At 42.8% G+C, this 24643-nt stretch carries 25 protein-coding genes and 1 pseudogene; 5 read left to right on the top strand and 21 right to left on the bottom strand.

Annotated features, from left to right (window positions below; translation table 11 throughout):
• From ACWPOD_RS22615 to ACWPOD_RS22625, 3 genes and pseudogenes are all read left to right on the top strand, one after another.
• A pseudogene (locus ACWPOD_RS22615) lies at positions 1 to 81 on the top strand (integrase); the annotation flags it as partial.
• A 215-nt stretch (positions 82 to 296) separates the two neighbouring features.
• The gene (locus tag ACWPOD_RS22620; RefSeq protein WP_456232255.1) at positions 297 to 1034 is read left to right on the top strand and encodes a hypothetical protein; all 738 of its coding nucleotides are present in this window, start codon (positions 297 to 299) and stop codon (positions 1032 to 1034) included.
• Positions 1035 to 1052: 18 nt separating this feature from the next.
• Positions 1053 to 2168 carry a PIN domain-containing protein gene (locus ACWPOD_RS22625; protein WP_262637926.1) on the top strand — a complete coding sequence of 372 codons (1116 nt, stop codon included), beginning with the start codon at positions 1053 to 1055 and terminating at the stop codon, positions 2166 to 2168.
• 681 nt (positions 2169 to 2849) lie between these two features.
• Here the strand turns inward: ACWPOD_RS22625 and ACWPOD_RS22630 are convergent.
• From ACWPOD_RS22630 to ACWPOD_RS22705, 16 genes are all read right to left on the bottom strand, one after another.
• Entirely contained in the window at positions 2850 to 5507 is a 2658-nt protein-coding gene (locus tag ACWPOD_RS22630) for an LPD7 domain-containing protein (protein WP_456232256.1), read from the bottom strand.
• Between the two features lie 12 nt (positions 5508 to 5519).
• Positions 5520 to 7463, bottom strand: coding sequence for a type IV secretory system conjugative DNA transfer family protein (locus ACWPOD_RS22635; protein ID WP_229625167.1), 1944 nt, complete (start codon positions 7461 to 7463; stop codon positions 5520 to 5522).
• On the bottom strand, positions 7429 to 8454 hold the full coding sequence (gene virB11 / locus ACWPOD_RS22640) for a P-type DNA transfer ATPase VirB11 (protein WP_140344241.1): 1026 nt from the start codon (positions 8452 to 8454) through the stop codon (positions 7429 to 7431). The genes ACWPOD_RS22635 and virB11 overlap by 35 nt, the downstream gene beginning before the upstream one ends.
• Positions 8435 to 9625, bottom strand: coding sequence for a type IV secretion system protein VirB10 (virB10, locus tag ACWPOD_RS22645; RefSeq protein ID WP_456232257.1), 1191 nt, complete (start codon positions 9623 to 9625; stop codon positions 8435 to 8437). The genes virB11 and virB10 overlap by 20 nt, the downstream gene beginning before the upstream one ends.
• Before the next feature lie 2 nt (positions 9626 to 9627).
• Positions 9628 to 10461 (bottom strand): P-type conjugative transfer protein VirB9, encoded by an 834-nt coding sequence (virB9, locus tag ACWPOD_RS22650; protein WP_229625165.1) that lies wholly within the window; start codon positions 10459 to 10461, stop codon positions 9628 to 9630.
• Between the two features lies 1 nt (position 10462).
• Entirely contained in the window at positions 10463 to 11209 is a 747-nt protein-coding gene (locus ACWPOD_RS22655; protein ID WP_229625164.1) for a virB8 family protein, read from the bottom strand.
• 373 nt (positions 11210 to 11582) lie between these two features.
• Positions 11583 to 12611 carry a type IV secretion system protein gene (locus tag ACWPOD_RS22660; RefSeq protein WP_140344245.1) on the bottom strand — a complete coding sequence of 343 codons (1029 nt, stop codon included), beginning with the start codon at positions 12609 to 12611 and terminating at the stop codon, positions 11583 to 11585.
• Positions 12612 to 12622: 11 nt separating this feature from the next.
• Positions 12623 to 12883, bottom strand: a complete 261-nt coding sequence (locus ACWPOD_RS22665; protein WP_069547483.1) for an EexN family lipoprotein — start codon at positions 12881 to 12883, stop codon at positions 12623 to 12625.
• Between the two features lie 12 nt (positions 12884 to 12895).
• Positions 12896 to 13531 carry a type IV secretion system protein gene (locus ACWPOD_RS22670; protein WP_140344246.1) on the bottom strand — a complete coding sequence of 212 codons (636 nt, stop codon included), beginning with the start codon at positions 13529 to 13531 and terminating at the stop codon, positions 12896 to 12898.
• Complete coding sequence (locus tag ACWPOD_RS22675) at positions 13528 to 15987, bottom strand: VirB4 family type IV secretion/conjugal transfer ATPase (protein WP_265572450.1); 2460 nt, start codon at positions 15985 to 15987, stop codon at positions 13528 to 13530. Before ACWPOD_RS22675 ends, ACWPOD_RS22670 begins: the two co-directional genes overlap by 4 nt.
• Entirely contained in the window at positions 15984 to 16301 is a 318-nt protein-coding gene (locus ACWPOD_RS22680) for a type IV secretion system protein VirB3 (protein ID WP_069547494.1), read from the bottom strand. The genes ACWPOD_RS22675 and ACWPOD_RS22680 overlap by 4 nt, the downstream gene beginning before the upstream one ends.
• 10 nt (positions 16302 to 16311) lie before the next feature.
• Positions 16312 to 16647 carry a TrbC/VirB2 family protein gene (locus tag ACWPOD_RS22685; RefSeq protein WP_140344248.1) on the bottom strand — a complete coding sequence of 112 codons (336 nt, stop codon included), beginning with the start codon at positions 16645 to 16647 and terminating at the stop codon, positions 16312 to 16314.
• Complete coding sequence (locus tag ACWPOD_RS22690; RefSeq protein ID WP_456232258.1) at positions 16595 to 16906, bottom strand: hypothetical protein; 312 nt, start codon at positions 16904 to 16906, stop codon at positions 16595 to 16597. Before ACWPOD_RS22690 ends, ACWPOD_RS22685 begins: the two co-directional genes overlap by 53 nt.
• Before the next feature lie 144 nt (positions 16907 to 17050).
• Entirely contained in the window at positions 17051 to 19021 is a 1971-nt protein-coding gene (gene topA, locus ACWPOD_RS22695; protein WP_456232259.1) for a type I DNA topoisomerase, read from the bottom strand.
• On the bottom strand, positions 19018 to 19758 hold the full coding sequence (locus ACWPOD_RS22700; RefSeq protein ID WP_265572452.1) for a cell wall hydrolase: 741 nt from the start codon (positions 19756 to 19758) through the stop codon (positions 19018 to 19020). Before ACWPOD_RS22700 ends, topA begins: the two co-directional genes overlap by 4 nt.
• Positions 19759 to 19772: 14 nt before the next feature.
• The gene (locus tag ACWPOD_RS22705) at positions 19773 to 20261 is read right to left on the bottom strand and encodes a conjugal transfer protein TraL (RefSeq protein WP_301949729.1); all 489 of its coding nucleotides are present in this window, start codon (positions 20259 to 20261) and stop codon (positions 19773 to 19775) included.
• A 502-nt stretch (positions 20262 to 20763) separates the two neighbouring features.
• Here ACWPOD_RS22705 and ACWPOD_RS22710 point away from each other — a divergent pair.
• On the top strand, positions 20764 to 21018 hold the full coding sequence (locus ACWPOD_RS22710) for a hypothetical protein (RefSeq protein ID WP_265572453.1): 255 nt from the start codon (positions 20764 to 20766) through the stop codon (positions 21016 to 21018).
• Positions 21019 to 21077: 59 nt separating this feature from the next.
• Positions 21078 to 21212, top strand: a complete 135-nt coding sequence (locus ACWPOD_RS22715) for a hypothetical protein (RefSeq protein WP_265572454.1) — start codon at positions 21078 to 21080, stop codon at positions 21210 to 21212.
• Positions 21213 to 21650: 438 nt separating this feature from the next.
• Here the strand turns inward: ACWPOD_RS22715 and ACWPOD_RS22720 are convergent, their stop codons facing one another.
• From ACWPOD_RS22720 to ACWPOD_RS22740, 5 genes are all read right to left on the bottom strand, one after another.
• A complete protein-coding gene (locus ACWPOD_RS22720) occupies positions 21651 to 22283 on the bottom strand; it encodes a recombinase family protein (RefSeq protein ID WP_456232260.1) in 633 nt (210 codons plus the stop codon).
• Positions 22280 to 23191: a 3'-5' exonuclease gene (locus ACWPOD_RS22725; RefSeq protein ID WP_456232261.1), complete on the bottom strand. Its 912-nt coding sequence runs from the start codon at positions 23189 to 23191 to the stop codon at positions 22280 to 22282. Before ACWPOD_RS22725 ends, ACWPOD_RS22720 begins: the two co-directional genes overlap by 4 nt.
• 138 nt (positions 23192 to 23329) lie before the next feature.
• Complete coding sequence (locus tag ACWPOD_RS22730) at positions 23330 to 23620, bottom strand: hypothetical protein (protein ID WP_140344255.1); 291 nt, start codon at positions 23618 to 23620, stop codon at positions 23330 to 23332.
• An 8-nt stretch (positions 23621 to 23628) separates the two neighbouring features.
• On the bottom strand, positions 23629 to 23919 hold the full coding sequence (locus ACWPOD_RS22735) for a hypothetical protein (protein ID WP_140344256.1): 291 nt from the start codon (positions 23917 to 23919) through the stop codon (positions 23629 to 23631).
• 43 nt (positions 23920 to 23962) lie between these two features.
• Positions 23963 to 24343 carry a DUF6943 family protein gene (locus tag ACWPOD_RS22740; protein ID WP_229625222.1) on the bottom strand — a complete coding sequence of 127 codons (381 nt, stop codon included), beginning with the start codon at positions 24341 to 24343 and terminating at the stop codon, positions 23963 to 23965.
• Between the last annotated feature and the right edge of the window lie 300 nt (positions 24344 to 24643).

The raw sequence follows: 24643 nt of genomic DNA on the forward strand, positions 1-24643 counted from the left end.
GCTAAGTTAGAAAGTACGATTGAATACCTTGGTGTTGAGATTGAAGATGCGCTGAGGATTTCGGAGAGTTGTGAGACTTGAGGAACCACCATGCAATACCCTGAATGTGAGAATCACTTTGGCTAAATTGGGTTGAAGATGAATGCCCAAGTTGTGGTGTGACATTGCGTTACACCATTGATGAGGGGACTTATCATAGCACTCAGCACAAGACTGTTGCGCTTGTTGATGACTAACGCAAGCAGTAGCTCCCCAGAATCATGTGACACAAGTCCTACCACAAAAAGAGAATTTAAATGCAGGAACACCTACAAAAAATCTACGCACTAAGGAAACGTATTGTTGCAATCAAAGAGTTTGACCAAGCAGATTGGATCTCAATCGGAGATATCACTGATTGCCAGCATATAATCGAAAACCATCCGCGCTTATTGAAAGCACTAGGCTTTGGAGATCCTGATTACCCATCTGCTGTAGCCGACGTACTGAAAAGCATGTTTACCTACCATAGAGCTTCACTTGATGATGTAATAGTTTTCTTAGACCAAAATTTCCCTTTGTCAGATAGAGTGTCAGTTTCTACTGCACCAACACAATCAACTAAATCTATTGTTTTTACTCCTAGCATTTTTCAAATACCCAGCTCTGAAGTTGAAAATGATCTAGTTTCCATAATGATGCCATTTGCTGGGTTTGACGATGTTCACCAAGGCTTAATTAGAGCTTGTCAGCAAGCTGGTTACCGCTGCCAGAGGGCTGATGACATTTGGGAACACGCAACGATACTGCAAGATATATTTTCTCTAATCTACCGCTCAAAAATCGTAATTGCTGATTTTTCCGGACGTAATCCTAATGTGATGTATGAGGTCGGCATTGCCCATACTTTGGGGAAAATAGTAATCCCAATCAGCCAAACGCTTGAGCATATACCGTCAGATCTTCATGGTCATCGCGTTCAACTGTATTTAAAGAATGGTGAAGGTATCGACACTCTAGTATCCGCATTAGCTAGCAAGCTAAGAAATATCTAATTCTAAAGGGTAAGAAACATGTCTGAGAATATGGTGGGGTTACTATTAGACACATCTATTTTTGATGCCCATGGTTTAAAGCTAGAATCTGGCCTGTTAGGAAGACTTAAGCAATTTAAAGACAAGCCAACTTACATAATCATTCCTGACGTAATAAAAAACGAAGTGCTTCAACACCTTAATCAAAAAATTCTTGGTACAAGGCGCAGCCTTGAAAAAGCGATTAGAGACGCGAGCGACCATTGGTTTTATGAAGGTAGTTCTTTGAACTCCGCTAAAGAAATACTGCTAAAAGATGAAAATGTTGAAAACCTTTCCAAAGAAAGATTTCTAGCATTTGAGAATAGCTGTGATGCATGGATACTAGAAAGTGAGAAATTTGTTTCTGTCGGTCAATTGTTGAGTAGCTACTTTTCTTCAAAACCTCCATTTTCAGAAAAAGGGCGGAAGAAAAATGAGTTTCCAGATGCAATTGCTTTACTTGCAGCGGAGCGTTTTGCTAAGGATAAAGGAATAAGGTTATATGCCGTATCCAAGGATAATGATTGGAAAGACTTTTGCGACCAATGCGAAACCATAGATTTTTATACAGACCTCGCAGACGCTTTAGATGACCTTCACATGCATACTGTTCCTTTAACTCTAAAAAATGATTTCTGCATGCTGATTAGTCAACAAGACTGTTCGCCACTTATTGATAAAATCAAGGTTTACATAAACGACCATATAGAATCAAATTGCACGATAGATGCAGATGTTACAGGTTCCGACAACTTAGAGGGGGAAGTCAGTAGCTTGGATCTGGAAGTTTGTGATAATGAAATTGATAGTCATGTAGATATTGTTGAAGTTTTCTCATCTAATCACATTTCATTTGAGATATCTTCGACTATAACTGTAGATATCACTGCTGAAATCGAAGTCAGTGCATATAACCCTTCTATTGATGACTATACAGTAATCTCTCTACAGGACGCAGCAACTATAGAAACAATGACATGCACTGCGCTGGTATCATTAAAAATGGGAAATGATGATTTGAATTCAGCTATATTGGATAACATTGAAGTATCTTTCTCTACCCCAAGGATTAGCTTTTCCATTGACACTACCCCTTTTTACTACGAGGAATAATGTATAGCTGACAGTACAGCGCCCTTTTTGACACCGTCCCCTAAGGCGCTTTTGTCCCGAAGTGACTCAAAATCATCGTCAGCATATCTCCGGGCAACCGATTTTTAACTACTCACCTTTAATGAATAATTTTGCAAAACCATATGTTTCTCTCACATGAATTTTATTGAGGAAAATTTTGAAGCAGGACGACAAGAAATTTAAAGAGCGAAAATGACAATGGGGCAGAACCTGTACCCGAAAGTATGCAGCATAGCTTTATCATCAACCCATAATATCTAGTATATATATGTATTAGCTATTATTTAAACTAAAGCCCATATGACTTCTGTTGCACTTCGAATGGTGTTTTAATAGCACTTGGCATTGAATAGTAAGGATGTTTACCGTGTTTTCCATGTTCTTTGATTGGAGAGTAAAGCTAGGTTTTTTTTGTTTTATTACTGTAGTTTGGGCGCTAGTGGGTACTGTTAGTTTAATCTGTGCATTGACAGCACCAGAACCAATAGATGCAAACCAAGCAGCAACCCAATATCTATATGGGCTAGGTTTTGCGGTTTCCCTAGTAGCCACAGTCTATTGGGGTGTAGCGACTAGGAAAGCTTACAAAAGCAATTAATCCGTATCGAAAGGGAAGCGTAGTTACAAAAAAAAGAACCGACAAATGCCGGTTCTTTTTTGTTACCTTTCCTGATCCTGGTTAGTACGTTCTAACTGTTTTTCTTCACGCAATTTTATATCTGGTGACTTCTGGCCAGATGAAACATTACTAGCCACTTGTGATCTGACCTTTTCCAAGAATCGGTTTCGGTCTTCTTCGTTATCAAACTTTTGGCTAAACTTTTCAGCGACTTTTACTGCCGCTACTTCGTTGACTAAATCAGGATGTTCTTTGACAACATCACGCGCATCACGAGTCTTATCACGGATAGCTTGAGCTTTGACTTCCCATTCGTTGCGGTGCGTATTGATTTCTTGGGTATCAACAACGTTTCCTTTATCATCCTTAATGTCTTTTGAAACGGTAACAGGCTTTCTACCTTTATTTTCAAGTTCCACTTGATCACCTGGTTGAAAATCGCCGTCCTTAACAGCGCGTTCTAGGTCAATACCCCAAGTTGTAGTTTTTTGGCCATCAGTGTTTTCTAACGTTACATAGTAACTTTGTCGATTATCAGAATTGTGCTCATAAGGTGCTTTACCATGTTCAACAAGCTTCCCGGCCAAACGGTTAATGTTTTCTTTATCTTGACCGTTTTTATCACCCTCATTCGAAGATTCAGCTTGCTTTGGTGCTGCGGTATCAGGTTTATTTGCCGTAGATTTCACACCTTCTTTTTCACCTGTTGAAACACGAGGCTGATCAGCTTGTTCTCTTGCTTCGATTTCGTTTGGTTGACGTTCAGAAGCAAGTTTTTTCAACCTGGCCAAGTCTTCCTCTTTTGGTTTGTAACCTCTTACACCAAGCCCACGAGAAGACGCCTCAAGCCAAGCCTCACGCCTAAAGTCTTCCGTTCCTTTAACTTGTAACTCAGTCCACCCCCTAGCCTCTGCAATATCAACCATTGAACTGGCCACATTAGAGCTGCTTAGTTTGGTTTGCAGCCTTGCGCCCTTATCGACAAAAGCAAGAGAATCAGGACGACCCGCAAAATAATATTTTCCGTCAACCTCAACATAAGACTTTGATATTTTTTCAGGAACAACAGGTTTAAAACCACTGTCCAAATCAGCAAATGGATCTGGCTCTTTGCTTTGAACTGGACGAGGGTTAGGTTCTAAATTCGCGGCTTGGTCAAGTTGTTGCTGGCGCTTTTTATCTCTAACATCATCTTGCGCCATAATGTCTTCTAAAGGCTCACGACTCTTTAACCATCGCTGTGCGTTTAGGTCAGTCTCACTCTCTTTTTTCTGCTCGATGTATGGCTCAACAGAGTTATCTTCCCCATGTTCAACAACATCAGAATCAAGCTTAGAACTAGGCTCTTTATTACCTGGTTCTAATTCGGCTTTACTGGTTTCTGGTTTTGGCTTGTTTTCTTGTTCAGCTACGGGCAAATCAGATTGAGATTGTGAACCTAAACCAGAGCTAACATATTGCTCAAAATTCTTGGTTACGACTGGTTCAGCTTCTTGTTTATCGGTAGGTTCAGCACTCATATTAGTTTTACTCCTTGTTTCAGAGCGTGTTGCTTGGCTTATGATTTCTTCGACTTGTTCTCTAACAGGCTCTAAGCCTCTTGATTGATGTAAATCGTTGAAGTCCGTTAAACCGTCTTTTTGTTCCTGGTAGTTGAAAGCCGGGACACGATAAAGCCCCCCGGTTAACTCTGCGGCTTGCTGCGCTTTTTTCTGACCTTTGTTAACCTCTCTAGTCCTATCATCATCACCAAGCATGATATGAGGGCTATCAGGGTATTTCTCTTTGAGCTTTGCAGCCACCGTTGGCAGGTTGCCAGCATCAACGGTCATAACAACCGGGCGATTGGTAGCTTCTGAAATACTGGCTGACGTTGAATAACCTTCGGCGTATAAAATAGGCTCGCCATTTTTTAGTTCTTGTTCACCAACAACGTGATAATTCCCGGTCTTCTGGCCGTTCTTTTTCAAAGATTTAAAACCGGATTCACTGATACGTTGTAACGTTCTAACATCACCATTTTCATTTCTTAACGGTAAAACTAACCGTCCTTGCTTATCCATTTTTGCACCAGGGAAAGGTTTAACCCCTTTCGCAGCCAAATAACCTTGTTCTGGTGTGGCATCAGGCATTAAGTTATAAGCCTGTTCAGCTCGATGCGCGTTATGTTCATACTTCCTATTCTGGTTAGCTTCACGTTCAATAGAGTTTTGCACCGCTATAGCTTTCAAGTGGTCTTGAGCTGTCTTGTCTAGCTTCTGGCCAGTAGCTTTCCACTTTACCGGATCATCATGTTTACGGTGGTCTTGATACCAACCCGCCGGAACGCCATCTAAATAACCAACATAAACCCCGGTTTGCTGGCCTTTCTTATCTTCTAACGTAGATACTCGATGGCGCTTGCCGTCCATTTCTGGAAGCCCTTTAAGAACCAACCCGGCTTCTTTTAGCGTTTCGGAAAACTCCACAACCGGATCGGTTTCAGAAGTGGTTGAACGCGCCCGATTTGGATCAGGTATCCACTTATTTACTTTGTTAAGGTCAGTCCCTGGTTTCGCGTACCAAAGCTTGTTTTCATCATCAAATTTAAGTGCATTTTGGCCATCAGGTAATTTACCCGCCGCCTTAACAGCATGATTACGTTCCTCGTATGGTACAACCAAGTAAGTTTGCTTTTCTGCCAACTGTTCCGTTTCCATTTTATTGCCTCCTTACGCAGTTACAGCACCAAAGAATTCATTTACAAGAGCATCCATCGCATCATCATCAATATCGCCTTTCGGCACATCAATTTCAGAGAAATCACAACTAAAGTTTTCCAAATCCAATTGATCGATGTTTTCAATATCTTCAACCGTAATTTTCCGTTCAACTGTTTCAGTTTGAGCTTCGGCCTCGTTCATTGAATTGCTCATAAACTCAATTTTGCCTTTCACTCGACTGTTAGGATCAACTTTTGGTACTAGAGGGCTTGGCCATTTAATTGCGTTTTCATCCCCATCTTCTAACGCTTTAAGGTTGTTCCCTCTTTCAGCAAAAACCTTGTCTTTATACCAAGTGATTTTTTCACACATGATTGGAGGGCAATTCTCTAGCAAAAGGATTTCTGCTTTTTGGCCAATCGCCCTAACTTCTTGAGGAAGTAAAAGCGCCCTACCTGTATCACTAGAGCTTTCGCTTCGACTGGCTTTACCAACTTTTTGGCGAGTGTCCGATTTATTCTTGACCGTTGTTGTACCAAGCGTTTTAGATATTTCTTCGGCCACTTTTTGGTTTTTCGGGGCAAAGATAATTTGCATTGCATGGTTTTCAATAAACGTTTCAGCCGCATCAGCGCCATACACTTCTCTTAACTGAGCTGGTGACTGAATGATAGGCAACATACGAAGACCATAACCCGCAATGTAACTAATACCTTTAGACAAGATCCCGACTTTACCCATCGCTGTGAACTCATCCGGCAGCATCAACACTTGGTATTTTAAATCCGGGTTTTGTTCTGGAAGCTCACGAGTGTTTAAGTCAATCACTTGCTGGAAGAACAAGTTAATAAGTGGAGCCAAACGCTCTAAATCGTCCGGCGTGATACCAAGATAAACTGTCATTCGTTTTTTACGTAGGTCACGCAAATCAAAATCGTTCTCTGCTGTAGCTGCATCAATAATTGGGTTATAGAAAAGTTCTAACGCCGAAGTAAAGCCTTTACGAACTGAGCCACGAGTTTTATCTGGTGTGTCTAAGTATTCTTTTAACGCCAGGTAACATTCATCAGAAAGCGGATTGTCACTTTCTTGTCTCGCGTCCACTATTTCAGCTAATCGCTCATCACCCATTGTTAATTGTCGTAATGCTTCCCCCATCGTTACAGGAAGTTCTTCTGTCTCGATAAGGTATAGAATCAAACCTAACCACAAAGAACGCGCCGAGGATTGCCAAATAGGAGCCTCATTATCAATCTTAGGGAACAACATGTTACCAATCTTCTGAATATCATTAATTCGGAAAGATGGATCGTCACTGATGTAGTAAAGAGGGTTCCAACGGTGAGTGCGATAGTCACGAGGTGCTAGGTTGACCAAGAAACATTCCTGACCATGCGCAGAACGGAAACCAGAAGTTATATCCCAGTTCTCTTGCTTTATGTCTAATACAACAGCCGAGTCTTTCCACGAAAGCAAGTTAGGGATAACCACACTTACCCCTTTCATGCTTCGTGTTGGCGCAGACATTAAAACGTGAGTAGAACCACCAAACACTAAATAACGTTTTGAAAGCCCAAAAAACTTAGATATTTGACCAACGATAATCCCATTTTCAGCAAATAGATTTGCTTCGTTCAAGTCTTTAACTGTTGCCCATTTAGCCTCGCCAAACAATTTTCTTTTAGCGGGACTAAACGCAATGATGATAGGTAAACAAATCACGAACAAACCACCAAGCCCCGCAACTGATAGCCACGTTAGAGTGGTTTTGTCTTGGCCGTAATAAAACCAATATTGATACAACGTTAAAGGAGTGGCCGCGCCTCCATCGAGTCCGGCCAATTCAAGATAAAAGTACCCACTTAACCAAGCCCAACCAACAATCGCTAGAATTGGCACAGCCAATATTAAGGTTAATTTAAGCCATTTGGCTGCGTTTGAACTCTGGATCATAATAAATCTCCGTTACAACGCGCTTACCTCGCACGTTCTTTATCTGCACGATAATATCCACACACATAAACAACAGTTGTTTGATGTCTTCACGGCTCATTGTTGAGCCGCTTTGTGACTCTTTAAGAAACAAAACAAGCTGCTCAATAGCCAGCTTTGCGCTATTAGCGTGCATTGTGGTAATACTCCCAGGGTGGCCACTGTTCACGTTTCGAAGGTAATAAAACGCCTCATCACCACGGATTAATTCAGCAACAAAAATCCGATCCGGCTTCATACGCAAACTACTCTCTAAGAGGTCTTGTTGTGTAATAGGTGACACACCTTGCCCCCCTGCTGAATAAAACAAACTCGTAGTATTGGAGTGGGTTTTATACAGCCCTAATTCATCTACGTTCTCGATACTAATCAACCGTTCATCATCTGGTACTTGTTTTAGTAGCGACCGGAAAAACGTTGTTTTACCTGAACCTGTAGAGCCTGACACAATGATGTTTTTACGAGACTTAACCGCTAATTCTAAAAACTCTCTGAACTTCCTATTTTCCTTGAGTTCAAGAAGCGTCTTTTCTTCACTGCTTAACTCATCACTAAAATCTTCGCATTCATCAAAAAAGCCCTGGTTCTCATAATCCATCAAATCAAACTCAATATGAGAAGGCTTTCGAATAGTTAGGCTTACATGGCCATCTAAAGTTGTGGGTGGAATAGCAATCTGAATACGCTCCCCGTGAGGGAGCGTTGCAGACAGTATTGGTTTTCTTTCATCCAAACTTTGCCCGGAGTATGTCGCCGTCAGTTTGGCCAAATTGAAACACTTTGAAAAAGTCAGTTCTGGTACATCAAAGTAAGTCCAACCTTTCCTGCTTTCCGTGATCACCTCACCTGGCTTATTGATCACAATTTCGGTGTTGTCTGGATCGTCTAGGAAAGGTTGAAGTACCGAAAGGTACTCCAACAATGACGTTGCTTTATTGTGCTCGGAGTTCATATACCCCCCTAAAATCTAGGTCACGCGCTACAAACACATTGATGTGTTCGCCCTGGTGCTTTAATAGCGTGTCTGGAATATTGATAGAGTTTTCTAACGCAATACCCGCAGCATCACGCGCTGTTTCAGCCGTTCCACCAAATTGAATTTGATTGTTACCTGAGCTACTTCCTGATGCTTGGTTAGCTGCATACGTCCCAATATCGTCAATCAGACTAAGCATGATTGCACCGCCAAAACGTTGCCAAAAATGCGAGTCGATGTAGCCTGAATGACCAGAACGCCCCAAAGAGTCTGTACCCGGAGAATCGAGGTTAACCACTACGCCATTAGGAGTTTCAACACGAGTCCATAAAACGAAAATACGAGCCTTACCACGTTGTAAACCGCCTTGATATTGCCCGGTAATGCGTGAGCCTCTTTCCAACAAAAGAACCTTGCCGCTAGTGCTATATACATCACGAGTTAATCGACAACTGGTCATTCCTGGTACGTCTGAGCTAATCGCTGTTTCTAAAGCACAGTCCAAGAAAGTGCCACGTGTAACGAACATGTTTCTATCAGCAATAATCCCTGCTCTAGACCCATCTAATGAGGTTGGTTTCATTTGGGCGCCTAGTCCATCAGCTCTTTCCGCTTCTTCGCCTCCTATAAAACCCCCGTTTGTTTGTTGGTTAACGTACTGTTGCGCTATTTCTTCGGCTGACCTTTGCTGTTGTCCACCTGGTGCGCGTGATACATTACCAAACGCCAAAAGGTTGGATTGTTGCTTGCGCTCTAGGGGAGTCGGTTCTTGATTGCGATCGTTGTTTACTGTCACATACTGAGGCGGTGGCGGCGGCGCAATCTGACCAGTTTGAATAATATCTGGTGTTTTAGGTTCAGCTTCCTTTTCTGGCGCTGGCGGTGGCGGCGGCGGTAAAGCCGGAGCCGGGCCAAGTCGATTTCCAATCTCATCATTAGATTTAATATCTACCTGTTGAGACTCTGTTTCAGAACTAAAACCGCCATTTACGGCCACTAATGCAAGCACCACTACGATACCAACCATGCCTACTATAATTTTCTGGCCAACACCGCCCTTTGGTTTGTTTTGCTTATTTACAGAAGGCAAACCGCGCTCTACATCGTCTTGAGTTTCATCAACTTCGTTGTGTACGTTCTCAGCCATTATTAATTCCCCTTGATCACACGTTGAATCCCTGGTGACGTTGTTCCTGTCTTGTTAGTCACACCGTTAGGGTCATACGATTTGTTGAAGATACACGCCACAGAATTACCTTTACGCATTACCAATTGACGAGCCACTTTGTGAACCACAATTGTGTCCGGGTTTTCAGGATCAATACTGGTATTAACTAAGCTTTCCGTTCCATCAGGGTTTACAACATAAATTGCTGGCATTTCAGCGTTGTTAGTAAAGCTAAGGTATGTGAAACGGCCATCATCAAAGGCTTTTTTCGGCGTAACTTCTTCTGAACCTTTAGACCAATAATTCCAATTCGCCGGAACTGGTTTATTGGTTTGGTTCAGCCTAGCTTGAAGCTTTTTAGCCTCGGCTTCTGCTTTCGCGGCGGCGGCAATTTCATCCGGGTATTTGAAGTTAATTTGAAAGAACATGTCATTAGGATGAGGATGCGCACCATTTTGCGACCAATGAGCCGAAAGCTCGAAGTTGTAGACTCGACGAGTAGTAATTACCGTCATATTGGTTGTTGCTTTTTCACCTTTTGGCTTGATGAAAATATGGTTATCAACCGGAGCCACATTCCAGGCATCAGTATCACCCATTGCGATTTGCTGAACTTGTTCAGCCGCGCCAAATTGAATATGAGTTGAAAAACCATAGTGACCCACCAACTTAACCACTTCTGCCGGGTTGTAATTGATAAACTTAACTCGTTTATCGTACTTACCACCCGCCGGAACTTCTAAGGCGTGAGCTGTACTAGAAACACCTAGACATAGCATCAAAGCAATACCGGATAGCTGCTTAAACTGTTTCATATCAGCCCCCAATGCTTTCTTGGTCATTACGGTACTTCACTACCTGGAAGCCTAACGGATTCAATAGGCGATCATCGTCTTTCATTTTTCCGTTGATATAAATAAAGCTAACAGTTGCCGCCCAATGGCTTAATGGTGTGGTTTCCCCTGCGCGTTTAACTTGTTTGGTATAACGAACCAACGCAGTAGTGCGAATTTCGCCGTTCTCCATTTTCTCAGGCGAACCAATAAAGCTAATCGACTTCACCTTAGTATTCACCTCTGTATTTTGGCCGTAGATAGCAACCGGGGCGTTAGGATTTTGGCGAGGATCTGTGTAAGCCGCATAATCTTGTTGAACAGAAGCACCAGACAAAAGCCCAACCATTTGGCGGTCATAGTTTCGTGTTTCCCACTGGTAAGATTCTCTATGGCGCAAATACTGACCAAGCCAATACTTATCAAGTGACTCCTGCGCACCGGCTTTAATCTCTCCATCGGTTTCGTTAAGCGACGATACAACGTCAACAACACCAGTATTGTTATCAACACGGATAACATAAGGCTCAACCGTTTTTAGAGGGGCAAGAGCCGCTAAACCCACGGCTTCTAGGATCGCAATCAAGCCAACCGCAATTGCAACCGACCAAGCGCGCTTTTCTGACTTATTAGAACGAGCCATAACGTCCTGATCCCATTCACTCGCCTCTTGAAAATATTTCTTTTCCAATTCAGCTTTAGATGGTTTTTTTGATTTTTTGTCGGTCATTTTCGGTTCCCTCCACGTGAATCAAAACGTTCAGTAGCCTTTTCACTGGCTCGAACTGTGTTAATGGTTTCCTGAGTTAACATTTCAGGGTTGATAGGCTGTAAGCCTTTTCCATCATCTTTACAATGAGGTGGAGGCGGGACGGACGTACACGCCCCTAAAGCCAATGCCAACGAAACAATTGTTAGTTTTTTAATATTCACTTCGAAACTCTCCATGCTCGATGTGCTTGTGATTGATAATCAAAATATAGCACTTTGATTATCAATATACAACATTTTGACAGATTAAAGCCTGTCCTTTTTTTGTAGGAATGTAAGAAAACAGCCGCATCAGAAAGATGCGGCTTTTCTTGGTTAGTAATTACATTTGATTAACCAGCAGATCCGGTTATAGAGTTGCCAGCTCCGAAGCGTTTTTGATATGCCGCATAACCTTTCCTGCCTGCCCCATAACTGCTAGTAAGCGGTTTAGCTGCGGCTCCTCCCGCTAAACGTAAATCACGTTGTGCGTTTCGGTACTGCCTACGGATATTAGTTGGACGCATTGCACTCATTGTTGCACCTATCGCGCCTTGTGTTGCCAAAGCCACGCCGCCACCTAAAGCAGCCGCAACAGAAGGAACTTGTTTTACAACCAGGATACAAAGGCCAAAGACGATACATAACATCGCCGCATCACCTAAGTTGGCAAGTGCGCTTGCATCAGCGCCGGACATTGCAGTGATATAACTACTCGCAAGTGTGGTCATTAGACTGCCGATAGCAGCAGATAGAACCAGGATAAATCCAAAGTTCATAACCATACCTAACCAACTTTCAAAGAAACGTTGTGTAGCGTTGAACAACAACATAACGATAAATAGTGGCCCGATTCCTAAAAGAACCGTTGTCATGATTTTGCTTAGAAGAATCAAGAAAGCCACTACGAGCGCCAGCCCTGCCCCAACAACCAAAACGATTAATGAGATCAAATACATCCCAAAATTACCGTCTAATATCCCGCCCATATCCCAAGCAGCTTCTGACACTTCAAAGACTTTTGAGAAAAGGTTATCTAGTGTTGCGGCTGATGTGCCAGTAGGTGAACCTGTGATTATAGACGCGATTTCTTCCGGGCCATGTGCCAGAACGTCTACAACCACCCCCATATAAGTGCCAGCAGTTAAGCCAAGCGCCATAATGAAGCCAATTCGAAGTATTCGAAAAACCCCTTCTTGTAGAGGTTCACTTACTTTCCCGAATAGCATCAGATAGCCCCAAATAGCAATCCATATAATTAACAAACTGCTAAAGATTGGGTTAATGAATGCAATCATATCCCCAACGGTGCTGACGATATACGTATCCAGCGCCGTATCTACCTTATCGAAAATCGCTTCAAACAGGTTTGTGGACGCCATAACGAATCCCCTTACCAGTTACTAACGTTTTTAAGGGAACCAGAAGAAAGCTGTGTTTCAGCTTCTAGCGCATTTTTACAATTTGGTGTTTCTTTTAGCTCACCTGGATTGTTAGCACATTTCTCCAACGTTTCCTTACGTACATTATCATTAGACTTAAACCACTCAACGCTTTGAACTGGTTCAATTACTTTCTCACTTTCAAAGCAACCAGCTAGCGAAGTAGTAGCCACTGCCAAAATTGCAACTTTTCGTGCGCACGAAAAAATCATATTAATACCCTCTTACCACGATACCGTTCTAAGTTGACCGGATGATTGAATAGACGCTTGCTTTACCTTTTGAGCATGAATAGCCTGATTAGCTTCTGCCTGAGAGCGAAGCATAGTTAATTTGGCCATTTCGTTTTGAAGCATCACTTCTTCTGCGCCAATACGAGCTTGCAGATCAAGAATGTCCTTTTGCTCCGGCGCGGCGTTAACCTTTGAAACCAAGCCGCTTAATTCAGTAAAACGAGCTTTAGACTGTTCCAAAGATTTTTGAGATTGAGCTAACCAATTCGCTGTCTCTAAATTGCCGCTATTCAGCAAGTCAGCGCCCGCACCAGTAACACGAGTTAAATCACTGGCATTTTTCAGCCCTGTAGAACTTAAAATGGACTGAGGATCAACGTCGATTGCTGTGTCATAGGCAGAGTTAATAACGTTGGCCATATTGCGCACCCCCTTAATGCTATTAAGGTTTTGACGCGCCGTATCCAGTTGATTTCGCATCTGTTGAATTTGCGTCATCATGTGCTGAACTTGCGTAATACTTTGCGTTAATCCCGCCACATCAATAACCGGGATACCTCCGGCAAAACTTGGTTGAGATACGCCAATAGTCAGGGCGATTGCAGCCGCTAATAATGGTTTTTTCATTTCGCAAACCTCCGTTGCTCGTGGAAAATAGGTAGCCAAATTGCCGGGTCTTCCCCATGCTGTTCAATGATGTTAGTCATCAACGAAACGTTATCTGTTGTGCCAGAAATAACCGCCAACTCATCATCAAAACCTTTTAAATTCAGCTCTGCTACTACACTGTTATGTCCTTGCTTAATCAAAAAACGACGAGAGCCAGGAGCCATATCTTCTTTGATTAACTGGTATTCACGCTCAGTTAAATGCAATCCGTCTACATAGTCCTTACGGTCTGCTTTAGGGTTCGGCATAAATAGGAACGTTGCGCACTGCTCAATCAAAGAGTGAGCAATTTTAGATTTGAGAACGTCTTTCGGTGATTGAGTACCGTAAACCATGATCCCATTTTGCTTACGTATAACCTTCTGTTTGTTTTGCGCCAGGTCTTCAAAGTATTCATCGAGAAGTAGTTTCCAAAACTCATCCATGAACATCTGAAAGCGACGACCATCAATTAAAGATTCAATACGGTGAAATAGGTACATCACTATTGGCGTTCTGATTTCTTCGTTATCTAGGAACTCCGTCACATCAAAACCAAACATATTGTTGTTTGTGAAATCCAACGCATCAGAATCATTATCCAATACCCAAGAAAGCGAACCACCATTACACCACTTAGCTAATCGCGCAGCAGGGCCACTATCAGAAACAGGATCTAGAAAGTCCATACAGCGCCCTAAACGGCGTTTTTGGATTGGCAATCCCATAACGCCATTAACTGCACTGAAAATCTCTTTTTCTTCCTGGTTAGTGAATTGGCCACCACAGCACTTTTTCACCAAATTAACCAAGAACAGTTTGTTTTCTTCGGTGTCTTCTAACTGGAACGGGTTAAAACCAGTTGGAACGCCACTTTTAAGAGGCAGGTAAACCCCACCACTTGCACGAACATAAATTTCTAGCCCTCGGTCTTTATCGAAAATCACCTGAGTAGGGTTAAACTTTTTGCTCTGTGCCATTAAGAAGCCTTGAACAACCGTCTTACCAGAACCAGATGGCCCGATAATTAACGTGTTACCTAAAGCTTTTTGTTCTTCCTTACCTTCCAGTTCTTCTAGTGCCTTATTCCCCATTTCACGCTCTAATTGCTCTTTTTTCTTAGCTTTAGCGTTATCTAATGGCTCATGAAAATTAAAGTAATATGGTGCGCCAGAAGTGGTTTTAAACATGGTTACAGCCGAACCCCATTGATTCCCTGTTCGCTGGCCTGTTGGGTAATTATGAAAGCTAGAGAATCCGGCAAAATTACGTGACGATATAGGCGCAGGACGAGGACGGTATTTTGTGTTACCTGGTAGTTGCGCCCAATATGCCGCAGCCAACGCCCAATCTTCACGAGCAACAACCATTGAGCAATCGGCAAGCTCTGTACGTGCCGCAGACAAATTAGCTCGAAGTTGGCGAGGTGTGTCACCAAAGACAGTTAGCGACAAATGGTGCTCACCAAACACAATCCTTCCTGATGCCAAATCATCTAGACCATCATTGATTGCATCAACCTGAGATATTGCTAAATCACCCGTAGTTTCCAATCGTTGCTGCTGCTGACTTAACAACTCAACGGCTACTGGCTTAGATAAGAAATTAAAGCTTTGAGTCAGAACCATTTGAAACGGCGCAGATAATAAAGCATTTAACAGCCCCGCTTCTGTTCCTTCTGGATACTCAGCAATGCCAAGACAAGCGCCCATTTTAGAGTCTGTAACTCCGCGAAGTTCAAAGGCATCAGCACCAAAGAACGGGCGAACTCGCGCTATACACTCAGACAAGACTTTGCGCGGTAACGCTCTAGGCATCCAATCGCCATTCACTAGAAAATCTAGGAACTCTAATGCTTCCGAGTGCAAAATATCATTGCGTAGATATGTTCCTAAAACCCTTGGAACATAACGATTGAGAGAGCTAACAGCGATAGAAACAATTTCATCTAGCTTCTCGATAGCTTCCTCTTGTTGATGGCGTAGCACTTCTTTGTTCTTTTCCATTTTGGAAAAGAACCCCAATGCTTTTGTAGCCGCCGGACGATAAACAATAGTTAGGTACAGCTCGTTTACCATCATTTGCTTTTTGGTTACATGGTCACGGTATTTTTCATTTAGGCCAGAATCAAACTCTCCTGAAAAATTACCGTTTGGGTATACAGTGCTTTCACGGCGTACAGTATTCGTCCACAAACAAACTTGTGGTGAAGAAATGTTTCGAAGCAAAATATTAAGCTGCTCTTTCCACACTTCCACATCACTAGGATCTGCCGACTCATGCGCGACACCATCCAGTTTGATAATTTGCAGATAATCACCACCCTGTGTTTTAACAGTATTTTCATTCACTTGAGCATGATAAGGAATGAAGTCTGCAACCGGGTTTTCTCGATGCCAAGGCACTTCTTGAACTTTGCGTTTTTCCGTTGTCATTTTGGCATTCTCCTTACGCCGCGAGTGTTTACCAACGGTGTGGCCGTTGATGCTCCCCAATGTCGCCATCCAAGAGACTTCATTTTTGTACCAACCCAAAGCAGAATTAATCTAAAGGTGCGAGGGTCACGCAAACACAGCAGATACATAACGCCGTGAATTGGTAAATAGAGAAGTAAAGTGAAGGGGTTCCCGGTTCCAATCATAGCGATCCCAACCAGACCACCCCCGATGATAATGCCGTCAAGAGTGACGCCCCACTTCATCGCGGGGCGCGTGGCGGCAACAAATAGCGGATCGATACCTGATGCCATTGCAGCCCCCTTAAGATACGGCTGCGATAATCAGGTCAACGATGGTTGCACCACCAAAGACTAGAACGATACCGCCGACGAATTTTCCACACGCCTCGCCTGTAATGCGACCAGCCCAAGCCATATAACCAAGAAAAACAATACCGATGATAGCCAGGCTTCGCGCAATGCCATTAGTAAGAAGGTCTAGAACCCAATCAACACCATCTGAAATTGGGTTAGCCATTGCGATTTCTGGAATCATCACCATACACACCACCAACCAAAGGTTGGCCATGAACTGACGAGTTTTGCTAACTTCTTTCTTTTCCACTCCGTTCACGTTTTTGATGTTTGCCGTTTTCATTGTTATTACTCCTTAATTCCAACTGAATAATTGGTACGTTTTCGTACTTTTGATTAATGTGTTTAACAAGACGATCAAGACTCGCCCAAGTCCTTGGTTCTTTACGTTGTGTTTCTAAGAGCTGTCTTCTCTCCTTCCATGTCAGGGTTACATAAATACAAAATTTACCGTCTTCACCCTGCACTAAAGCCATTGTTTTTACTGCTTTGCTTTCCAGGTTATCAATCAGCTCTGGTTCACTGATAACGTCATGTTTCATTTCAAAATGTCCAATATTGCTTGTCGAAATTGGACATTTTAATTGTTTTTTCTTCGTTGTCGCTCTCTCCATGAATAACCCATCCCACTTAAATCAAAGCATAGCACATTGATTATCAATGTACACAACTTTGATTGACTAAGTTCAAATTTTTGGCTTTCCACCAACTGTTTGATACTTAGCATCACAGGCAGGAAAACCAGAACAACCAAAGAAGTCGTACCCTTTCTTTCCACCAATCGCCCGTTTTTTGCGCCTAACAAGCTCTTTCCCGCACTTAGGACAAGGCACATCAGCAATTTCTCGAACAACTTTTTTACCTGGCTTGCCTCCTACGGCTGGTAATGTTGTTGAACATTCCGGGTATCCAGAACAGCCAAAAAACGGTTTAGTCCCTTTTTTTAGAAACATAGGTTTACCGCAGTCAGGGCATGGATGCTCTGGCGCGGCTGTCACTTTCATGTGTTCCATTTCTCGCTCTAACGAGCTATGAACAGTTGAAACTACTTCTCGATATGACGAACGACCATCAGCGACTAGATCAAGCTTGTTTTCCATTTCACGAGTAAAGTCATATTCGATAAAACTAAACTGACTATTTACCAACGCATCAACAACCAACTCACCTATATCTGTAGGTAGTAAATATTTTCCGGCCTTATCATCAGCAACGAAGCCTCGCCCCTTAATGTTTTCCATAATGGCCGCATAGGTAGACGGTCTTCCAATTCCCATCCTTTCAAGCTCTTTAATCAAAGCCGCTTCTGTAAATCGGGATGGAGCTTTAGTTTTCTTGGCTTGAACGTGGCCAGAATGCGCGGTGATTGTTTCCCCTGGCGTTAGCTTAGACACTGGATTATTCGCACCTTCAAGGTTCTTTTCTTTGTCTTCATCGCTTTCCGTGTCATCGCTATACAGGGCTTTCCAACCTTCATAAATCAGCGCACGACCTTTAGCTAAGAAATCAACAGGCTTTCCATTTAGGGCGTCCACACCACGCAATTTAGCAATGCGCACTGCATATTTAGACGAGGCTAACTGACAACCTAAAGCCCTTAACCAGATCAGCTTATAAAGCTCTCGTTGTTCTTTTGTTTCCCCGGCGTCTTCCACATTAAAGTGCGTTGGCCTTATCGCTTCATGGGCTTCTTGAGCATCACCTTTTGCTTTCCAAGTTCGAGGGCTATCAACCATAGGCAAGCCTTTTACCTGGCACACCTGGTAAATTTCCATCAGCGCATCTTCTGATAAATTAGGGTTATCGGTTCGCATGTAAGTGATATGCCCTTGCTCATAGAGCTTTTGAGCTGCATCCATCGTTGCTTTCGGTTTCATGCGTAACTTATTTGATGCCGCTTGCTGCATCGTGGAGGTAATAAAAGGCGGCGGTGGTGCTTTGTTCTCTTGCTTTTCTTCGCAATCAATAACATTCAAATGACGAATGTTCGCCACTGCATCAGCCAACGTTTTATCTAAAATGTAATCTTGGCCATCGAGCAAGAACGGTTTGGTTTCCCACTCCGCATTCCACTCACCAAAATTAAGCAAAACGCCAAAGTGATTGGTTGGTTTAAAATTGCGTATAGCTCGTTCTCTATCAACAACAATCCTAACGGCTGGTGATTGGACTCGCCCCGCAGATAAACCACGCCTACCCGCCATTTGACTTAATTTAGGAGAAACCATATAACCCACAAGACGGTCAGCCACTCGCCGCCCCTCTTGAGCTGCAACTTTTTTTACATCAATAGCGGTAGGGTTCACCAAAGCAGACTTGATCGCTTTAGCGGTAATTTCAGAAAACAAAATTCGTTGAGGATTATTCAAACGTAACGCTTGCTTTAAGTGCCAAGCAATCGCCTCACCTTCTCGATCTAAGTCAGTCGCCAAATAAACAGCATTAGCCTTATCGACAGACTTTTTAAGTTTGGCTAATACGTCTTTACCCCTTTCCGTTGGGACGTAGTGAGGTTTAAAATCTGGCGCTTCTACGCCCATTTCACGCTCAGGAAGATCGCGAACATGGCCAACGCTAGCTTGAACATCCCAGCCTTGCCCTAAAATCTCACGTATCTTTTTAACTTTTCCTGGTGATTCAACAATTACTAGATTCATTGTGATGCATCCTTACCGCCAATTAAGACGGATTCAGAAGACCCACCATCGCTAAACACATTCCAGCCTTGGGCGCTGGCTAGAGCCTTATCTTCTGCGACTCCAAAAGCATCCCAATCTTTCGCTTTAGGTCGGCGTTTTGCTTCAACTTTCACTGGTGCAGAAGATGAACCACTACTATTAATCGAGGCATAAAAAGCGTGATCTTGAATAACCGCCGATGGCGAAGAACCGCCAAAGTGAGTTAATCCTTTTGATACGCTTCCTTGCTTTTCTCTTGCGGCCACTACATCAGGGTTTTGAAAAAACAAAGCGCCATTAGTCAAATCTGGCAATCGTCCTTCGAGAGCCAAATTTATAATGGTTTCGATTCGGGTCTGTTGAATGGGTGATAAAATCGGAAGTTCTTTCCAGCCTCCGGCTTTATGAACAGGTTCAAATTGATTGGGCGCATTGACTATCGCCGTGACTGTATTGCCAAACTGACCACTAATTAGACGATTCAAAATCGTATATACAACGCCAGCTAGACCACTATCACCTTGGTTTGCCGCTTCCGCAAAAGCAACTCGCCCAATGGCGTCCCGATCTGATCCAGTTAACTGGATGGTTTGCAAAGTGCTTTGATACTGAACTTTTGCTGCTTCACATTCAGATTTACTCACGTTTGGTAAATCTTTGTGAGCATCCCCGCCCGACAAAGCAGCGCACACAGCTAATACAGCGAATAGATCCATAGCCGCCCCCTCAACTACCAGTAGTAAGTTGGGCCAGCAGCTTGGCCATCTACATAAACATCAACATATCGTTTCGTCGCAATACAACCTCTTGGAGTACGATAACCGTCACGATCACGACGACAACGAGTGCCTTTTTGATAGTGCTGTGGGATAACCTCCCAACCACCAACACATCGGTTATCATCCCTACCGCCCCAACGTTTACAAATGCGCTGTTCAGCAATAAGCGCCGCAAAGTTATGGTTGTATGACATTTGACTGCTATTACTGCCACTACTGACCATACAGGAAGAAAAAGCAGGTAGAGGCGGTTTAAACTTCTTGATTCGTTTTTTAAGAGCCGATTTAGCAGCGCCACAACCAGAAGGGAAGCCCCCAGGTAAACATATCCATATTGCACATTCATCTTGGGAGGCCGCTTGCGCAGGAGCAGGGGCTAAAGTACCCGCAACCCCTAAAGCAACAACAGCACCAACAGCACATACTGACGTTAGGTTCATTTTAATCTCCTTATCAGACCCGGCTTGGATCATACGTTAAAATCACTCAACCTGAAAATCAATATATACCATTTTGATGTTAAAATTCCAGAAACAATTAAAAAAATACTCCATATAGCACATATCAACTATTTGCGTAGAAAATAACTCAGAAATATGCACCAGATATCACAATGATATGACACTAAACAACTAGGTTTTGTGCTAGGCGGAGGCAAAAACAAAGAATCACAAAGCCTTACCAGTAAAGGCTTATCGTATATTTTATAAATACTACAGGTCATTATTTGGACTAATATCTCACTGTTCTTTTTGTAAACAACGCCAAGTGAAGCCCATATAAAACCACACAAAAAAAATGTTAATTTGCGTTTTTTTCGTGCGCACGAAGAAAAAACACTTGATATGATACAGCTAGTGTATTATATTAACCATATCGCAAGGGACACCACCACTTAGTTCACTGCGATTTATTTAACCTTCGACTAAAAAGGAAATCCAAATGACTACTTTGTTTTATTTCAGCGACATTAACGAGCTAAACCAATTCGAATCATTCACGGTTGAGCCACTTGTAAACGACCATGCAAACATTGGTCTAGCAGAGGGTGAGCCTAAAGGTTGGTCTGTTATTGGCAAGCTAAAGCCTGAAAACGTAAAGGCTCTAACGAGTGACAAGTTCCCAGTCGCAGACTTTCAGCATGAAGCTCATGCAGGGGTGTTTGCCAATCTATGTGAGTCACACATCAGCAAGTAACTAAAGTTAGAGGACGGGCAATATCCGTCCTCTTTCTTGATTTATTGGAGGACTAGGGAATGAGTCACGCAACGCGAGAAATAATTAAAGCATTTGATAGTGGTCAGCCGTTCAGATGGCATTCAATGAGTTGGCAAACTTTTTTGGATGTTTTTGATGAAATAGGAAGATATAGAAAAGAGAATGGTAAATAGGTACATTGCCCCGGACAAGCCACCACGCTGATCCGGGGCTGCCATCCCTTCGACTAAGAAGAATCCGGCCTTTTAATTATGCCATCAATACAAAGGGGAATCCATTTGAAACCACAGATCAAAAAAACTGGCAGAGTAGGAAAGCCGGCTACAGTTCAGCCCGAATCGCCAAACCTGGTTAGTACATGGCGATCTATTGTCACACGTGGCGATGGAACATTGACAGAAGCGTTAGCGGTAATGAACGCAGCACTAGGCATGAAATTAACACACTCTCGAATTGCACAATGGGAAAAGGACGAAAAAGCCCCTAGTAGTGCAGTAATAAACTACATGCTGGCCACTGTCATACCAGCGTTAGTCAATGAGCTAGGACATTCAGACTCAAAAGCACGAGCCATATCATCAAAGGTGCGTATCCCTGGCCTGTAAGTAAGGTTATGAGCTTATTTTCTTTTGTGAGAGGTTGTAATCCCGCCAAACCCTCTTAACAGTAGCAACGCTACAATTTGCTTTGTTAGCGGTATCAGAGATTGATTCACCTGATATTCGGAGCGCAACAATAAGGTCATGCCGTTTAGTGTCTGCTTTTCGACCTGTAAAGCGCCCTGCTTTCTTTGCTTCTTCAATACCTTGTCTTTGCCTCTCCCTTCGGTCTTCGTAATCATCACGCGCAGATTGAAGGGCAACCTTTAATAGCATATTTTGAACAGATTCAAGAACGATGCGAGTAACCCCGCTTGCATCATCAACGAGATCTGATAAATCTACGATCCCAGGAACTGACAACCTAGCTCCCTTGTCCTTTATAGCCTTTATCAACTGTTCAGCTTCGGCAAGAGGTAATCGGCTAATACGATCCAATTTCTCAGCAATAACAATCTCACCTGGTTGCAAATCGGCAATCATGCGTAATATTTCAGGCCGATCAGCGCGAGCGCCAGATGCCTTTTCACGATAGACACCCGCAATATAATATCCCGCAGCTTTAGCCTCAGAAATAAGCCTTTCTTGCCGTGTCAAATCTTGCTGTTCTGTGCTGACTCTGAGGTAAATTCTAGCTACCTTCATTTTAATTCTTCTAATTGGTCAAGTGTGGTTCGGTATGACTGATAAATATTATTAAGAATATCGGCGGTCATGATGCTATCAGCAATCGCGCTATGCGCTTCACCTTTCCATTCCGCTTGTGCAAAGTAACTAGCATCTTCCAGGGAAATTGAACCGTAACGGTTAGTAGCCCCAAAAGCCAAAGCGCACAATTCCATCGCGCATTTAACATCGAGCGTTTCTAACCATGAGCTATCTAAATTAAAAGCAGCACAAGTTTGCGACAACATGGCCAAATCAAAACCAGAGTTAAAAATGATTACTTTCCTGCCTGATAAGATGGATTTCACTTCTTCCAGCACATCCGGCCAAGATGGAGAGTCAGACAAATCAGATAATGATATGCCGTGTTTTTCAAAAGCACCTTCACTAATAGCAACGGTTGGCTTAATGCGTTGTTCCATTAAGACCCGCCCGGACAAATCACAAATTCCAATTTCAATAACCTGATCTACAGAGCTTAATCCTGATGTTTCAGTATCGAGGACTAGCGGAGAACCAGCCATAAGTTTTTCTATAGACTTTCCAGCCTTACAAACCCGGCTATTTAGCTTGGATTGTAGCCCCAACCGTTTGGCGTTCTGATCTTGCTTTTCTGTTAACTTGTTAACCTTTTTTCTCATAGGCACACAATCAGCAATGCGATAAACACCAAATGACTTTCCATAGTCATTTTTATAGAACTTCACGGGTTCAGCATCGGGTTTTGGCTTCATGCGAAATTCATCTTTTAACCTAGTCTTTGAACAACAAAGATCAGCTTCAATTGCTTGTTGTCGTGCAAGTTCTAGATCATCACTATTAGTTTCAATCTCACTCATTTTTGAAACTGCTTCATGCAGTTTTGAATAATCGACACTTAATTTCAAAACATCACCTTTTTAGCCGCCTAGCTTTTTTGACTATACCCATACGAGCCTACCCACAAACAATAGCTCATTAATACCAACGAGCAAGTTAAATGAGCCACGCCAATATGAACCACTCGAAAGAGCCACAATAACCGCCTAATCCTGGCGTTTAATAACTTCTTGCCCTTCGGTGAGAGTTAACAGGTATTTCCATTGGCTCTCCGGCATTTCTTGATAACTTGCCAAGCTTGGATCTCGCGCCCACCTCTTAAAGAGCCTTACACTAGCCTCAGTTGGCTTTAAACCGAAAACCGCCGCCATGCCATACCAAGTAATACCTAAAGCGTCCTTGAGTTGGTTAAGTCTTCTAGCGATGTTTTCACCGTTTTTTTCTTCATAAATGAGTGATACCTGATCACCATCCACTTTAATTTGTATCGCTGACATATAGCACCTTATTTCAAAATCCCTTCAATATTCGGTAAGCCCTCGAAAAATGCGATGAGATCATTAGCATTGGTTGTACCAACATTTTCAATCACCGTAATGTCATTCGGGTTGTGCTTTAGAAGTTCGCCGCATTCGGTTTCTGCATCAAGATACGTTGTGTATAAAACCCCTAAATATTCAAACGATACGCCAATAGAGTTAGTTTTTTCATCATCTTGCATTACAGAAACAGTACAGATAGCGGATAGCTTTTCTTTCAAAGCTGATCGGCGTTGCGCTTCACTATTGCTTTTCATCATGTATTCCTTTGTTTGTAGGGGAGCTTTCGCCCCCCTATCGTTAACAGTTCGCGTAAGCTGCTTTTTGCAATGCTTTAAGCAACTCGCGCTGTTTATCCAGTTTTTCCTGCTGTAAAGCTATGTGCTGTTCGAGCAGTGCCATTTGTTTCAAGTGGCGTTCGTTCATGTTTTCCACGTTGGCTAACACTTCACGAACATCACGTAGTCTGATAAAGGGCTGACAAGATCCAATGGAAAAGACCTTGAAAGCGCCGGACTCATACGCCGCTTTAACTCTCTGAAAGTCTAACTCTGGATTTTCACTGAAAACCATAAACGAGTTATTGGCTGTGTAAGGTTCCCACATGGGTTTCCCTACTTGGCCGACCCTGGCAATAAAAAAACTGGCTGTTAAAGAGCGATTAAAGGATTTGATTATCAAGATACCTCCTTTACAGGGGTGTTCCCTTTTGAACCCCCTTCTTGTTCGGTTCCATTACATTATATGGGATATAAATATATCCCGTCAAGAACAAATTTGTTTTATTTTTAATCACTAACAACTCAATAAAAGGAATATCCGTTGCTATTTTCTCCATTCTGGCCACGGAGAAAGTGTTGCTGTTAACGCATTCTGGCCACGGAGAAAACGTTGCTGTTAACGCATCCTGGCCACGGAGAAAGTGTTGCTGTTAACGCATCCTGGCCACGGAGAAAGTGTTGCTGTTAACGCATCCTGGCC

It is taken from the genome of Vibrio sp. JZG120 (assembly GCF_053890955.1).